General features: G+C 49.5%; 17 protein-coding genes. 11 read left to right on the plus strand and 6 right to left on the minus strand.

All coding sequences use genetic code 11. From position 1 onward, the window contains the following. Window positions 1–146: 146 nt before the first annotated feature. Window positions 147–1,385 (minus strand): ornithine--oxo-acid transaminase, encoded by a 1,239-nt coding sequence (gene rocD, locus KK062_RS16405; protein ID WP_262899236.1) that lies wholly within the window; start codon window positions 1,383–1,385, stop codon window positions 147–149. Window positions 1,386–1,709: 324 nt separating this feature from the next. Here rocD and KK062_RS16410 point away from each other — a divergent pair, with 324 nt between their 5' ends. Continuing rightward, window positions 1,710–3,029, plus strand: coding sequence for a DNA recombination protein RmuC (locus KK062_RS16410; RefSeq protein ID WP_254085408.1), 1,320 nt, complete (start codon window positions 1,710–1,712; stop codon window positions 3,027–3,029). Window positions 3,030–3,086: 57 nt separating this feature from the next. Here the strand turns inward: KK062_RS16410 and KK062_RS16415 are convergent, their stop codons facing one another. Continuing rightward, on the minus strand, window positions 3,087–4,193 hold the full coding sequence (locus KK062_RS16415) for a redoxin family protein (RefSeq protein ID WP_254085409.1): 1,107 nt from the start codon (window positions 4,191–4,193) through the stop codon (window positions 3,087–3,089). Between the two features lie 184 nt (window positions 4,194–4,377). On the opposite strand from KK062_RS16415, the gene KK062_RS16420 reads away from it, so the two are divergent. Then, window positions 4,378–4,743: a hypothetical protein gene (locus KK062_RS16420; protein WP_254085410.1), complete on the plus strand. Its 366-nt coding sequence runs from the start codon at window positions 4,378–4,380 to the stop codon at window positions 4,741–4,743. A gap of 65 nt (window positions 4,744–4,808) precedes the next feature. Continuing rightward, complete coding sequence (locus KK062_RS16425; protein ID WP_254085411.1) at window positions 4,809–6,428, plus strand: NADP-dependent glyceraldehyde-3-phosphate dehydrogenase; 1,620 nt, start codon at window positions 4,809–4,811, stop codon at window positions 6,426–6,428. A 78-nt stretch (window positions 6,429–6,506) separates the two neighbouring features. Here KK062_RS16425 and KK062_RS16430 read toward each other — a convergent pair whose 3' ends face one another. Both KK062_RS16430 and KK062_RS16435 read right to left on the minus strand, forming a co-directional pair. Further along, window positions 6,507–6,923: a sll1863 family stress response protein gene (locus tag KK062_RS16430; RefSeq protein WP_254085412.1), complete on the minus strand. Its 417-nt coding sequence runs from the start codon at window positions 6,921–6,923 to the stop codon at window positions 6,507–6,509. 7 nt (window positions 6,924–6,930) lie between these two features. Then, complete coding sequence (locus KK062_RS16435) at window positions 6,931–7,119, minus strand: CsbD family protein (protein ID WP_254085413.1); 189 nt, start codon at window positions 7,117–7,119, stop codon at window positions 6,931–6,933. A gap of 253 nt (window positions 7,120–7,372) precedes the next feature. Here KK062_RS16435 and KK062_RS16440 point away from each other — a divergent pair, with 253 nt between their 5' ends. Both KK062_RS16440 and KK062_RS16445 read left to right on the plus strand, forming a co-directional pair. Continuing rightward, window positions 7,373–7,537: a DUF1328 family protein gene (locus KK062_RS16440; protein WP_254085414.1), complete on the plus strand. Its 165-nt coding sequence runs from the start codon at window positions 7,373–7,375 to the stop codon at window positions 7,535–7,537. A gap of 350 nt (window positions 7,538–7,887) precedes the next feature. Beyond that, window positions 7,888–8,523, plus strand: coding sequence for a porin family protein (locus KK062_RS16445; protein ID WP_254085415.1), 636 nt, complete (start codon window positions 7,888–7,890; stop codon window positions 8,521–8,523). A gap of 598 nt (window positions 8,524–9,121) precedes the next feature. On the opposite strand, the gene KK062_RS16450 is transcribed toward KK062_RS16445, so the two are convergent. After that, complete coding sequence (locus KK062_RS16450) at window positions 9,122–10,216, minus strand: AI-2E family transporter (protein WP_254085416.1); 1,095 nt, start codon at window positions 10,214–10,216, stop codon at window positions 9,122–9,124. Between the two features lie 210 nt (window positions 10,217–10,426). On the opposite strand from KK062_RS16450, the gene KK062_RS16455 reads away from it, so the two are divergent. From KK062_RS16455 to KK062_RS16480, 6 genes are all read left to right on the plus strand, one after another. Then, a complete protein-coding gene (locus tag KK062_RS16455) occupies window positions 10,427–10,912 on the plus strand; it encodes a DUF2383 domain-containing protein (protein ID WP_254085417.1) in 486 nt (161 codons plus the stop codon). A gap of 17 nt (window positions 10,913–10,929) precedes the next feature. Continuing rightward, complete coding sequence (locus tag KK062_RS16460) at window positions 10,930–11,493, plus strand: DUF4142 domain-containing protein (protein WP_254085418.1); 564 nt, start codon at window positions 10,930–10,932, stop codon at window positions 11,491–11,493. A gap of 14 nt (window positions 11,494–11,507) precedes the next feature. Further along, the gene (locus KK062_RS16465) at window positions 11,508–11,828 is read left to right on the plus strand and encodes a hypothetical protein (RefSeq protein ID WP_254085419.1); all 321 of its coding nucleotides are present in this window, start codon (window positions 11,508–11,510) and stop codon (window positions 11,826–11,828) included. Window position 11,829: 1 nt separating this feature from the next. Next, a complete protein-coding gene (locus tag KK062_RS16470; RefSeq protein ID WP_254085420.1) occupies window positions 11,830–12,762 on the plus strand; it encodes a YihY/virulence factor BrkB family protein in 933 nt (310 codons plus the stop codon). A 14-nt stretch (window positions 12,763–12,776) separates the two neighbouring features. Further along, entirely contained in the window at window positions 12,777–13,979 is a 1,203-nt protein-coding gene (locus KK062_RS16475) for an NAD(P)/FAD-dependent oxidoreductase (RefSeq protein WP_254085421.1), read from the plus strand. A 159-nt stretch (window positions 13,980–14,138) separates the two neighbouring features. Next, entirely contained in the window at window positions 14,139–14,555 is a 417-nt protein-coding gene (locus KK062_RS16480; RefSeq protein WP_254085422.1) for a hypothetical protein, read from the plus strand. Window positions 14,556–14,590: 35 nt separating this feature from the next. Here the strand turns inward: KK062_RS16480 and KK062_RS16485 are convergent. Continuing rightward, on the minus strand, window positions 14,591–14,800 hold a 210-nt coding region (locus KK062_RS16485), incomplete at its 5' end, for a hypothetical protein (protein ID WP_254085423.1).

Raw genomic sequence — 14,800 nt, forward strand, 5'->3', positions numbered from 1 at the left:
AGGCATCCCGGAGGGGCTTCCCTATGGCATACTTACAGGCATACCTATAGCATACTTATACCATAGCTATGGATACCTTATTGTAACCTTATAGTGAGTCTATTAGAATCCCCAAAATCGATCACCGCAAAAGAACCATAAGAATGTTACTTGCGGTACGCCAACACGGCGCGCTCGATCATATCACAGCAATCATGCAACTGCTCTTCCGTAATAGTGAGCGGTGGCGCAAAACGAATGATATTGCCGTGGGTAGGCTTCGCCAGCAACCCTTCCTTCATAAAAGCCACACAGAGATTCCAGGCCGTCTTGCTTTCGGCCGTATCGTTGATCACAATCGCATTCAACAACCCTTTTCCGCGCACCAGCGTAATCAGATCCGTCTTGCGGATCAACGCTTCCATACGCTGACGGAAAACCACGCCCAACTGCGCCGCATTCTCCGCAAGGCGCTCATCCAAAACCACTTGCAACGCCTCGATACAGACTGCTGCCGCCAGCGGATTACCGCCAAAGGTAGAGCCATGCTCGCCCGGGCGGATCACCAGCATAATATCGTCGTCCGCCAACACACAGGATACTGGCATAGTACCACCTGACAATGCTTTGCCGAGTATCAACAAGTCAGGCCGTACATCTTCATGATCAGATGCCAGCATTTTACCCGTGCGTGCAATGCCCGTCTGGATTTCATCCATCATGAGCAATACATTATTCTTGCGACACAGTTGCTCCGCCGTCTTCAAATAACCTTCTGCTGGAATATACACGCCGGCCTCCCCCTGGATCGGCTCGATCCATAGCCCGCAGACGTTCGGATTTGCCAACGCCGTTTCCAGCGCAGTCGTGTTGTTATACTCGACTATTTCAAAGCCCGGCATAAACGGCCCAAAGCCGCCGCGTGAGTCGGGATCGGTAGAAGCAGAAATAATGGTAGTGGTACGACCGTGAAAGTTTTTGCTGGCCACAACAATCACAGCCTGATCGGTTGCGATACCTTTCCTGGTATAGCCCCACTTGCGCGCCAACTTGATTGCCGTTTCGTTGGCCTCCGCGCCGCTGTTCATAAAGAGCGCCTTCTGATATCCGAAGAGCTCACAGATATACTTCTCTGCACGTCCGAGCTTGTCGTTGTAAAATGCACGTGAGGTGAGCGTAAGCTCTTTCGCTTGCCGGATCAGCGCATCGATAATACGCGGATGGCAATGTCCCTGGTTGACGGCGCTATACGCCGACAGAAAATCATAGTAGCGTTTGCCTTCCACATCCCAGACAAACACACCTTCGCCCTTACACAGCACGACGGGCAGCGGATGGTAATTGTGCGCTCCGTACTGATCTTCCAGCGAAATGGCTTCTTGACTTGATGTGATGGCGTGCAGCATATACAATAAACTCAGGGTATCAGGCAAATTTACCAAATCACGTCCGTAAACCCTAAATAGAAACCCTCCCGCCGCCAAAAATGAAAACTTTAAAGTTTTTACGACTGTTTTCGAAAGAAATAGGTTCAGACATGACAAATTGCACCCCCAAATTAAAACGTATTTAAAACATCTAATAGGTGGAGGCTGGCGCGGCCTGACGCAAAAGGTAGTAGACCGGAAAAAGAAAAAGCAATCCCGGAAAAGATAATAGAACAAGAAAAAGGAAAAGAGATAAACTGGTTCGTTTAACCCGTCGGCCCCAGGAAACCGCAAACAAAAAGAATGGAAATAGTATTGTTGATAATAGGTCTCGCCATCGGCGCCCTCGCCGCATGGTTCATTGCCAAATACAAATTCACCGCCGAAACCCAAAGCTTTTCCGGCCCGCTCCTGGCCGAACAAGAGCGTAGCAAAGCTTTGCAATCGCAATCGCAAGTACTCAAGCTCGAGCTCGACACCGAACGCGCTCGCCTCCTGGAAATGAATCACAAGCTCGCCGCCGCGCAAGCCGACCACCGCAACTTGCAAGAACGTTTGCAAGAGCAGCGCAAGGAAATGGAAGCGCTCAACGAAAAGTTTGCGTTACAATTTAAGAATCTCGCCAACGACATCTTTGAAGAAAAGAGCAAAAAGTTCACGGAGCAAAACCGCACAAACCTTTTCGACATCCTCAAGCCGCTCGGCGAAAAGATCACCGACTTTGAAAAGCGCGTCGAAGACACGCACAAAGACACCATCACCCGCAACGCGGCCCTACGCGAGCAGCTGGAAAATCTGCAGCGGCTCAACGTGCAAATGACACGCGAAGCCGAAAACCTCACCCGCGCCTTGCGCGGCGATGCAAAGACCCAAGGCGCCTGGGGTGAGTTTATACTCGAAAGCATCCTCGAAAAATCGGGCCTCGAAAAAGACCGGGAATACTTCATTCAGGAGTCTTTTACCACGGCTGAAGGCCGTCTACGCCCGGATGTAATTATACGCCTGCCCGAAAAAAGACACGTCATCATAGACTCAAAGGTGAGCCTCACGGCCTACACAAATTTTGTCAACGCAGCAACGGAGGAAGAAAAAGTGGCTGCCCTAAAAAGCCACCTGATATCGATTCGCCAGCACATGAAACTGTTGGGAGATAAAAATTATCAGAAGAATATAAGTGACAGTAGTCTCGATTTTGTCATCATGTTTATACCGGTAGAACCGGCCTATATTCTCGCGATCCAAAGTGAGCAGATGTTATACGAAGAAGCGCTCGAACGTCGCATCGTTTTCGTAAGCCCTACACTATTGATTCCTTCGCTTCAGCTCATTAAGAACAACTGGAAACAAGAATATCAGACACGCAATGTGATCGAGATCGCCAGTAAGGCCGGTGATCTGTACGATAAATTCGTAGGCTTCTCCGACGATATGATTTCCCTGGGGCGCCACTTGGAAACATCCAAGAAGTTTTACGAAGAGTCTATGAAAAAACTCTCCGTAGGCAGTGGCAACCTTGTAGGGCGTGTAGAAAACCTTAAAAAGCTCGGCGTCAAAGCCAGCAAGTCCATTGACGCTAACCTATTAAAGCGATCAGAAGATCAACCCGATATGTTCGAACGGTAAATATTTATGTGATGCTGGCCCACACTGTTGCCAGTCTCCAGATGGGTGTGTCTGCATTTAATAAACCCTCCCAATCTTCTCCACAATAACCTTCTTCAGCGCCAACGCATCAATCACCCCCTGCTTCCCATAAATGATCTTCCCACCCGGAGCAATAAACAACGTATACGGCAACGACCCCTCCCAATTCTTATCCAGCCCATCAATAAAAGCATACTTGTCACCATTAAATATATAGTTCTTCGTCGAAGCCTGCTTCTTCGTCAAAAAGTTCAACGCATTCGGCTTCCGGTTGATATCATCCAAACTAATGGTCACCAATTCAAACTCCCGGTTCCTGTACATCCGGTTCATATTCACAAACTCCGGAAACTCCGCCACACACGGCCCGCACCACGTGGCCCACACGTTAATGAGCTTATAATTTGTACCTTCATTCTTCAGCAGCACCTGTAGTTGCTCTCCATTCAATTCATCAATCGTTACTTTTTCTTTTGCCCATTCGCCCACGGCCTGATTAGCAAAGTCGCGTTTGTCGGGCCACTTGATAGAGCAACCGAAGGTTTTGGTTTTCTCCACCGGGACAGGCTTGCCGGCGACCAACGCGTCGAGCGCGTGCCGCGCATCGTGCACCGTTGCAGTACCGGGCTTCTCTTTGTCGTCGATGCGCCCGGTATAGCGCAATGTGCGCTTGCCGTCAAAGATGAAGACGTGCGGTGTTGCCTGGGGGCCGTAGAGCTTTGATGCAGCCGACGTCTCACCATCATAGAGGTAGGGAAAATTAAATTGTTTGTCGCGAGCACGGATCTTCATTTCTTGAAATGTGTCGCTCAGGTCGGTATAGCCCAGTTCATCGAGGCGTATAGCTTCCGGGTCATTGGGCGAGACGGCAACAAAGCCCACGCCTTTGGAGTTGTAGTCGGCGGCGAGTTGTTTGATGCGGTCTTCATAGGCCTGGGCCGTGGGACAGTGGTTGCAGGTGAAGACAATCACCAGGAACTTGTATTGGGCAAAGTTTTTGAGTGTATACGTTTTGCCATCCGTGCCGGGTAGCGAGAAGTCGGGTGCAGCGGCGCCGATGGCCAGCGGTACAGGGTCGGAGGCATGTACGGTTTCCGGCAGGAAAAAGACCAGCAGGAGAATGAAAATAGCAAGGGCTTTCATGGGTGCAAAGGTTTGTTTTAACGAATTTAGCCATTCTGCTGTATTCTCCGCGACCGAATACACTGACGGTAAGACCTGCATCCCGGCGACCGCATTTACCGGCTGTCGATGGTTTGCCATGTACCATAACCCTCGTTTATACTATTTCCGCTGGAGAATAGTTAATATCTTTGTAATCAAGCTTATGAAGTCATTTCTTTCTATTCTGCTGGTGTTGGTGGTCTGTACGGCCTACGGACAATCGTCCAAAAAGCGCAAGCGCGACGGCAATACATTCCAAAATTCACCGTCGACGGTGGACCCGAACTTTGCGCCGGCAGAAGCACCCCGGCACCATTCCAAACGACGTAGCGGCAAAGGCCCCACGGTGGAGTCGCAGAAAGAATACGCCGACCGCATGCATGCGACTGTAAAGGCAAAACGTAGGGCGGAGAAGGAGATGATGAAGCCCCAATACTCCGACCCCATGTACTTTGGTCACAAGCGTCCGCCCAAAAAACGCCCACCCGGCAAAATGAAGTTCTGCAAGGTATGCGGCATTCGGCATTGATTTGACTTGATTAAGGGAGTACATTGCAGCGATAGACTTGCCAACCTCCTTAAATCAATTCATACATGAGCCAAATTCTAGCCAACGTCTTCCCGGCGGAAGATGCCATTCCCGAAGCATTTCGTCTTGCCCAGCCTATTGACCAGCGCGAGTACCTCGTCGGTGGCGAGCTCAAAACCTGGACCGGCAGTCTCAATCCCGTCCTCAGTCCGGTATTCGTAAAAGACGGCGCCGGCTATACGCAGAAAGTCATTGGCAGCACGCCGTTGCTGACGACTAAAGAATCATTGGAAGCCCTCGACGCCGCCGTGAAAGCATATGACCTTGGGCAGGGTTTCTGGCCGACGCGCAGTGTCACGGAGCGCATTGCCCACGTCGAGAAATTCCTGGCCGCCATGCGCCAGCGCCGCGACGAAGTAGTCAGGCTGCTGATGTGGGAAATCGGCAAGACCCTCAAAGACTCGGAAAAAGAATTCGACCGCACCTGTGACTATATTGTCGACACCATCAAAGCCTACAAAGATCTCGATCGCAATGCTGCCAAGCTCGTAGAAGAGCAAGGCTTCATGGCACAGATCCGCCGCGTGCCCCTGGGAGTGTCGTTGTGCATGGGCCCCTACAACTATCCACTGAACGAAACGTTTACCACGCTCATCCCCGCACTGATCATGGGCAACACCGTGATCTTTAAGCCGGCCAAATATGGTGTATTATTGATCCGCCCACTACTCGAAGCCTTCCGCGACAATTTTCCTGCGGGTGTGATTAACATCATCTACGGGCGCGGTCGCGAGACCGTCGGTGCGTTGATGGAGTCGGGCAAGCTTGATGTGTTTGCGTTCATTGGCACCAACAAGGGTGCCAACGAGCTGAAGCGCCTGCACCCTAAGCCGCACCGCCTCAAAGCCATCCTCGGCCTCGACGCCAAGAACCCTGCCATCGTCCTACCCGACGCCGACCTGGATATAGCCGTCAGCGAATGTATTACGGGTAGCCTGTCGTTCAACGGCCAGCGTTGCACCGCGCTGAAGATCTTATTTGTACACAACAGCATTCTCTCCAGGTTCCTGGAGAAATTCCACGCAGAAGTAAAGAAGCTCAAACCTGGTATGCCGTGGGAAAGTGGTGTATCACTCACGCCACTACCCGAACCTGGTAAAGTAGAATACCTGCAGGAGCTGGTAGAAGACGCCCGTAAAAACGGTGCGCAGGTAACAAACGAAAACGGTGGTGAATCTGTCAACGCCTTCTTCTACCCAGCAGTAGTATGCCCCGTCAACGATAAGATGCGCCTATACTTCGAAGAGCAGTTCGGCCCCGTCATTCCCATCGTGCCATTTGAAACCGACGACGAGCCAATCCAATACGTAGTCAACTCCAACTTTGGTCAACAGGTAAGTATCTTCGGCACGGAGTCAAAACGCATTGCCCTTTATATCGATGCCTTCGTTAACCAGGTTGGTCGTATCAACGTCAACGCCCAGAGCCAACGCGGCCCCGACACATTCCCCTTCAATGGCCGCAAAGACTCCGCCGAAGGAACCCTGTCCATCGCTGATGCCCTGCGCGTATTCTCGATTCGCACCCTCGTGGCCACCAAGAGCACCGATAATAACAAACAGATTATTAGCACGATCATTCGTAACCATGAATCGGCATTCCTCAGTACGGACTATATCTTCTAATATCCAATCAAAACAAAAAAACAACACCCGGAGGTCTCGATTAATCGAAACCCCGGGTATCGTTCTTCCTCGTAGTGGTTACTTCTTATCGTCGTCAAAAAGCTCATGGAACTTTTGTCCCAGTTCGCGGAAGCCTTGCCGTACTTTTTCGGCCGTGTTGCGGGCGCCCTTTTTTACATCGTCCCAGGTTTCTTCGGTAGAGTTCTCGACTCTGTCGAGGGCCTTATCGAGTTCCTGCTTCTCTTCGTTAAGCTCACGACGGGCTTCTTCCATCTTGGCTTTGCCGTCGTCTGAAGCGTTATCAATCTTGATACCGAGCTCGTCGATCTCCCGGTCGATATCTCTTCGTAACGAGCGAAGCTCTTCCTTCACTTCTTCCCGCTCCTGGTCGAATTTGCGGCCTGTGGCTTCTCCCTTTTTGCCTTCACACTGTGTCAGCATCAGAGCGACAACGGTAATTCCAACAAATGCGAGGATGATCTGCAAAAACTTCATGGCGTAATTAGATTTCCGATTCAATGATCTGGCGAATTTCCTCTTTCTTTTTACCCAGCTTTTGTTGCAGGCGTCCCAGCAGCTCATCTTCCTTACCTTCGGCAAAGACCAGGTCATCGTCGGTCAGCTCACCGTATTTCTGTTTCAGTTTGCCTTTTACTTCGTTCCAGCGTCCTTTCAAATCGAGCGTTGTCATAGTCGTATGATTTAAGTGATCTAATTGTTGAATTGTTGCGACTGTATAACAAACAATCATACCGTCGTTGAAAGTCAATGGAATAACACAAGGAGGCAAATTCTTAAGAATGTATTGTGTATTTCATTCTACAGTGAAATGACATCGTATGATTAAGTAATTATAGAGTAAAGAATTATGGTGCTATAAAAGAGTATACACGTTGGCATGAATTTCTATGGAGGTATAATCAAAAAACTAAAAACTGAATACTATGATACGCTGGACTGTAATCTTTCTGATAATAGCGATTATCGCCGCTATTTTTGGATTCGGCGGAATTGCTGCAAGTGCAGCTTATTTTGCCAAAGTAATTTTCTTCATTGCTGTAGTGATCTTCCTGGTGTCTTTGATCGCCGGTGCTACGCGAAAGAATTGATGTTGCAACAACGCCGATCTATGGGATTGGTAATACCTTATCGAAAGATCCCCTGTCATACGTGATAGGGGATCTTTTTGCTTGTAGTCATAGTGCATTCGCTTCACAACGTTTAAGCCTGCACGCAAATCGGTAAGACTATAATATATGGTGTCATGCTGTGCTATAAACGGATAATACAACGTATTGGGAAATGCTCATAATGAGGAGAGAAATGTCCTAAAATGGGGAGGCGAATGTACGGATAAGCGGCTATAAGAAGGGCTTTTCGGTAAGATACAGAGTGGCATAGTTATTTTCCCCTATGCAACAACAAAACTCAAAACAAACTTGTACTTAAGAACTAGATTATGAAAACACAATTGAAACACATTCTGTTGGTTGCGGGGATAATGATATTGACCTCAGCTGCGACTACTACATTCGCCCAGGACCGCAAAGCCGGTATCAAAGGCGGCCTGAACGTCAGCAATATGTATGTTGACGACGTAGATGATGAAAATGCACGTTTCGGATTCAACGCCGGTGTGTACGGAGAGATCATTTCCACAGAGACATTCGGTCTGCAAGTGGAATTGTTGTATGACACAAAAGGTTCCAAATTCCAAACCGATGGTGCGATTGACCAGGAGTTTAAATTTAACCTGAACTACCTCGATTTGCCGGTGTTGGCAGTCTTTAAATTGGGTGAAGCAGTAGAGATTCACGCCGGTGGTTATGCAGGTTACCTGTTGAGGGCCAGCACCAGCACCGAAGGTGATCTGGGTAGCAGCACAGACGAGCTGGATAAAGATAACTTCCGTTCGCTCGACTATGGTCTGGTGGGCGGTATAGGTTTCAACCTGGGTGCGGCCCAAATCGGTGCTCGCTATAACTACGGTCTGGCACGAATTGCTGATTCGAATACCGCCGAAGATTTCCTGGGTAATTCAAAGAACTCATACGGTCAGGTATATCTGGCACTCAATCTCAATCACAAGCCGTAGTACAGGTTTGATGCGGTAATGATTGAAATTGCCTGGGCCCGGAGATCTTTCTCCGGGCCTTTTTTCTTTATAGACGGCTGTTGGCACACCGCCCGTCGACAATCGTTTAACGTATCGTTATAAAAATAGGTCATACAGTGTCATTGGTAACACGTCGGTCCGAAGACAGGCGCCATGGTGGGTATGGGTCTCCGCCTCCTGACAAGCCGGAAGTAAAAGGACAGGTTAGGGCCTTGTACCAGAACAGTATTTGCTGTCGTGTATTCAGACGGCTTTGATAGGGCTTTGATAGGGCTTTAGTAGGGCTTTAGTAGGGAGTATCTCGCGCCTACTTTTCCTCTTCCTCCAGGAATCTCGTCCGGCTTTTTATGGGAACTGTTGGGAACATATAGGAACATATGGGAACTGTTGTTATGGTTTTCCTTGCGCTGCGCGTATGTTTAAACCGCTGCAGCATAGAGGCAACCCGTCAGCCGGTAACGGTCTGATAATACTTAAACAAAGCCCATGCCGATGCTTATGGCATGCAACAAGGGCGTCTTTGTTTATCCTTATATAACTACCTCAGCAATCGGAGCAATAATATCATACGCGCGAATCAATGTACAGCATCCTTCAACTTCTCACGTTGTTTATCCCCACTGGGATCACCCATCAACGTCCCCCATGCTTTCAGACCATTCACACGGTCAAAGATCACTTTCAGCACTGCCACCCCTGGGATTGCCAGGAACATACCCGGCACACCACACAGCGCACCTCCGATCAATACTCCAACGATGGTAGCCAGCGCGTTGATGCGCACCTTCGAGCCCACGATCAGCGGCATCAGGAAATTATTGTCGATAAACTGAACGGCCATCAATACAATACCCACCCACAAAACGTCACTGAGTTCAGGGCTGGATATCATGGTAATGATCATACAGAACACATTCGCTACCAGCATGCCCACGTAGGGAATAAGGTTTAGCAGGGCACCGACGAGCGCCAGGAATATGGCATAGTGAATGCCCAGGATCAAAAAGCCGGCGGCATTAAGGGCAAAGACGATGGTCATCTCAATAAGCAACCCGAGAATATAATGCTGAGATACATTTTGGCACTCTTGTAAAATGGTAACGACGTGTTCTTCGCTACTGTTCTTAAACGAGTCCACCAGGAACTTCTTAATGAGGTCTTTGTAATACAGCAGTAGAAACGTATAAATGGGAATAAAGATCAGATAGGAGAATATCTCCGTCAACGAAAGGAAGGTCTTGCCGACCAGCGCCGGCCCGGAGGTTTTGATCTTTTCAGCCGTATCGTGTATATATTGGTTTTGTTTGCGAATGCCAACGTGAAAATTTTGCGATACCCATCGTTGGGCATCGTGTAACAAACCGTCGAATTTGTCTTTGATCATGTCGGAGTCGTCGAGGAAGTTTAGTACTTGCGTTGTGAGGAAATAGAGAACGCCAAATACCAATACGAGCGAGATCGTGAGCGACAGAATCACCGAAAGGATCTTCGGGATTTTTTTTCGTTGCAGGAATTTTACCGCGGGCAACAGCAACGCCGCCAGCAACATGGAAAAGAAAAGCGGCAGAAGGATATCCTGACCGATGTAAAGTGCTGTGGCGATCAGACTAATGCTGATCAGGTTAAATGACAGCCGTTTATAGAACGGGTCGGATTCTTTAGAAATGGTCATAGGGACGGTTCAAGAAAATGTTAGCAAATATATACTGTGTAAAATCGTGCCCCTTCATTCGACACGGCGGTTCCTGAAATCCGAGTAATTCTAAAGGTATGTCTGCATAAGTGGGGAATTTACTCTACGTGCCCGCTGCACCGGCTGCACCCCGCGCGGGCACAGTTCTTTTTGGCAGGAAGGGGAGAAGTATTGTTCTATTGTATTGTTATGACACATTCCCGCGAAATCAGCCAGTTAAACTCCCTTGTAAGTTTGCACTATGACCGCATAGCTTGTTATGCACAGGCAACGGATTTATTGGCACCGATTGTAAAAGGCCTTGATGCAGCTCCCTTTTTTGCCCAGTTGGCCCAGGGGTGCCTGCATGCAGTAAAAGAGCTCACGGCGGAAATTAAGCGATTGGGAGGCGTACCGACGGAAGGACAGACACTGGCCGGGAAAACGTTATTGCTGTGGATGGAAGTACAGACGGCCGTATCCGGTGACGGACTACAAGCCATTATGGGTTCGTGTCTACGGATGAACCGCTTGGCGGTACGCGGTTATGAGCGCGCCATTGGCAGTCAGGCGGCGTTTAGCGACTCCATGCGGCAGTATCTGCTCGACCACAAGATCGGTCTGGAAGCAACCTCGACGCTGATCCAGACTTATAAGAAGCTACAGAATTCGTACCTGATCAGTGAGCATGTATAGACGAAATAAGTAAGGTTATGAAATACGTCACATTCATTCGCCTATGGGCAATCGTTGCTTGGATCACGGTTGTCGCCTGCAGTCGGCCGCAGGAAAGCAAAGACGTGGCCGAGGAAAAGAACCGCGAGAAATTCGAGAACAAAACCGATGAGCGCGACGCGCAGTTTGTCGTTGAGACGGCCAACAGCCTGCACACCCTCATCGCGCTGGCCGATGTAGCCATTGAAAGAAATTCTCCCCGCACCAGCAACGCTGCGATGGCGGTTAAACCCGACTTTCAAAGTCTGTTAAGCGAGGTAGAGGTATTTGCCACGTCGCAGGTAATAACCCTGCCCGATGAGGCCACGGAGTCTGACGTAATCCATGTACGCGCGTTGCTGGACGAGAATCCCGGCAAGTTTGATGAAAAATGGTGTACGGAAATCCGCGAAGAAAATAAACATTTGATTGGCGAGATCGAGTCGTATGGTGCCGCCACCAACGACCTGAACTTAAAGACCTGGCTGAACAGCGCGCTGCCACAGGTGCGTGCCGTACAAGATAAGATCGTCGACCTAGAGAATGCTATTTCGGAACTGTAAGGAACACAAGCATCATGACAAAGAACGCCACGGAGATACCCTACATGAATACCCTGCGGGCATGTCGCACACGTATGTCGCAGGAAGGCTACGACGACGACTTCCGCGCCACGACGGCGGGGATTCGTTCGATGCAGGCCAACACGGTATACACGGTGGAAGAGGTGCGGGTTATTACGTCGTACCGGTTCGAAGGACTCAGCAACCCCAGCGACCACGCTGTGATGTACGTCATTGAGACAAACGACGGCCGCAAAGGCACGCTGATAGATCTGTACAGCACACATACCCACCCATCGGTTGCCAGGCTGCTGGCAAAGGCGGGGGCACAATAACATGCGCGTGCTACGGCAAATATGGTCCGTGTTAAAAAAGGCCGGCACGGAGTTCATCGAGGACAACGGCATGAAGCTCAGCGCCTCACTTTCATACTATACGATATTCTCCCTTGGTCCCATTCTGATCATCATCATTTCGCTGGCCGGTATTTATTGGGGACGGGACGCCGTGCAGGGGCGTATTTACGATGAGATCAACGGCCTGGTCGGCAACTCCGCCGCTCTGCAAATACAAGATATTATCAAGAATATTGAAAAGTCCCAGTTAGGCGCATCAGGCGCCGTGATAGGCTTCATTGTATTGCTGGTGGGGGCGACCGGCGTGTTTACGGAGATACAAGACTCGATCAATTATATCTGGTCTATCCGCTCGAAGCCCAAAAAGGGTTTGCTCAAACTTTTATTAAACCGGCTGATCTCATTTTCGCTTATTGTCAGTGTAGGCTTTCTGCTGATGGTGTCGCTCATTCTGAATGCCTTGCTTGAGCTGCTGCACGACCGGCTGGAGATATACTTCAACGATGTGTCGGTCTACCTGTTTCAAGGTTTGAACTTCATGCTGATCTACGTCGTGATTGCGTGTCTGTTCGCCATCATCTTTAAAGTGCTGCCAGATGCGTCCATTCGCTGGCGCGACGCATTTGTGGGAGCCGCGTTCACGGCGGTATTGTTTTTAGTCGGCAAGTCGCTTATTAGTGTGTATGTCACCAATTCCAGTATTGGCGTGACCTATGGTACAGCAGCATCGATCGTTATTTTGCTCCTGTGGATTTATTATACTTCCATCATTCTCTTTTACGGAGCCGAATTTACAAAGGTATATACCGTTAACTACGGCGCCGGTATAAAACCCGACAAGACTGCCGTCTTTATCATTAAACAGGAAACGCGTGAGGTGCCCGGCGACCAGCGCATAAACGTCTTGCACTAGCACGCCCACACCTTATGGACCTACGTTCTCACGCGCCATTCTGGCTTCTGAAACATGGCATTCTTAACAGTTATCCTTCGCTGCCCACTTCAACCCGGGCTGACGTAGCCATTATCGGCGCAGGTATTACCGGCGCTTTGATGGCTGACCACGTATGCAAAGCAGGCTTTGATGTTTTAATGCTGGACCGCCGTCATGCCGGCCACGGTAGCACGGCTGCCAGCACGGCCTTACTGCAATATGAAATTGATACGCCGCTGCATAAGCTTATTTCGCTCGTAGGCCAGCAGCACGCAGTCCGCAGCTATACGCTGTGTTTGGAGGCGATCCACCGCATTGGTACCATTGCCGGAAGGTTTAAGGACGTGGAATTTGTCAGGAAGCCCAGCTTTCAGTTTGCTTCTTTTCAAAAGCACGTAGAGAATCTTCGAAAAGAATATACGCTGCGGCGTCAGCACGGCATTTCGACTGTGCACTGGTTAGAGGAGCGCGACGTACGTGACAAATATACTTTCGCCGCTCCCGCCGGCCTGCTTTCAAGGGACGGCGCCGAGCTGGATTGTTATCATCTTACGCATGCCTTGCTATCATCCAATCAACGGCGTGGTCTGCGGGTCTACGATAACACCGAGGTCGTGCAGATCCGGCATCACAAACGCAGTGTGGAGCTTCTGACAGCCGGCGGGCACACCGTCACCGCCCGCAAGCTCATCATCTGCTGCGGCTATGAATCACAGCGGTATTTACCGAAGGTAATTGAATCACAGCATTCGACATATGCGATCATAAGCGAACCCTTCGAGGAAAAGAATTTCTGGCATCGCAACAGCCTGATCTGGGAAACTGCCACGCCCTACCTATACATGCGCACAACCTCCGACAAACGCATCCTGATCGGCGGCAAAGACGATGACTTTTATCAGCCTGACAAACGCGACTCCCGCATCCCGCAGAAGCGGCAACAATTGGAACATGCTTTTCGGAAGTTATTTCCCGATATACCTTTTAAAACAGACTTCTCATGGGCAGGTACATTTTGCGGTACGAAAGATGGGCTACCGTATATTGGCAGCATCCGGCAGCGGCCGCATACGTATTTTGCATTGGGGTTTGGCGGAAATGGTATAACATTTAGTGTTATCGCCGCGGCGATTGTGCGGGACTTGTTACTGGGCAAAAGTAATCCAGATAGCGCGCTTTTTACGTTTGACCGTTAGCCCGACCGTATACCAGGAAGCCTGCTCCTCATCTTGCCGTGCTGATCGGGTAATTCCTCCCTCAACGGGAGTAAAAGCTAATTCAAATTCCGGGGTTTTTGACATTTCCCAGCCTGGCACTATATTTTATTATCCGTTTCCGGATAACACAATACCCGTATGAAACGCCGTCGCTCTATCGTCATTGCCGCCCTTGTTCTCGGGAGTATGACGGCGTATAGCCAGGCTACCGACAATGTTGGCATAAAAGACTCTCTTCAGGTAGCGATGGAACGCGAGCAGCTTTCCACTTCACTGATGCAACTGCGCGACTCGATCGTGCAGTCTGTGCAGCATTTGGAAGAGCGCAAGCCCGGTATGGTGGCCAAGGCCAAGCGGCCGGTCGATAAAGCCCTCAAAGACCTTCATGTTTACCAAAAGCGCGTTCAAAAAGACCTTGACGAACTTGTAGCAGCCTCTAAAAAGGGGTGGAACACCGATATGGCTACACGGTTGCGCGCCAGTCTTAACAACGTGCGTCGTGAACATAACCGCATTCGCCAGAACCTCCAGTCGGTGTTAACCTCTCAATCCTGAATGACGTCTAATGATGTTATCTTTTATATAGTGCTTTAATCTCCGGATTGTCTCTCTGTGTTTGTTACAGCCTTGTCTATTGCTGTAATAACACAGGGAACCCTCCAAGAAGAATTTGTGTTATTAAAACGGGGCAAAAAGCACGTTAGTTTCTCATAAAATTCCATCGCTTTTCGTGTAGATCCGGGTATTTTATCCCAATTCTGATACCCTTTTTGAGTAAAAAAATCTACATATTTGTACAT

It is taken from the genome of Dawidia cretensis (assembly GCF_018598175.1).
GTDB classification, from domain to species: Bacteria; Bacteroidota; Bacteroidia; order Cytophagales; family Cyclobacteriaceae; genus Ohtaekwangia; species Ohtaekwangia cretensis.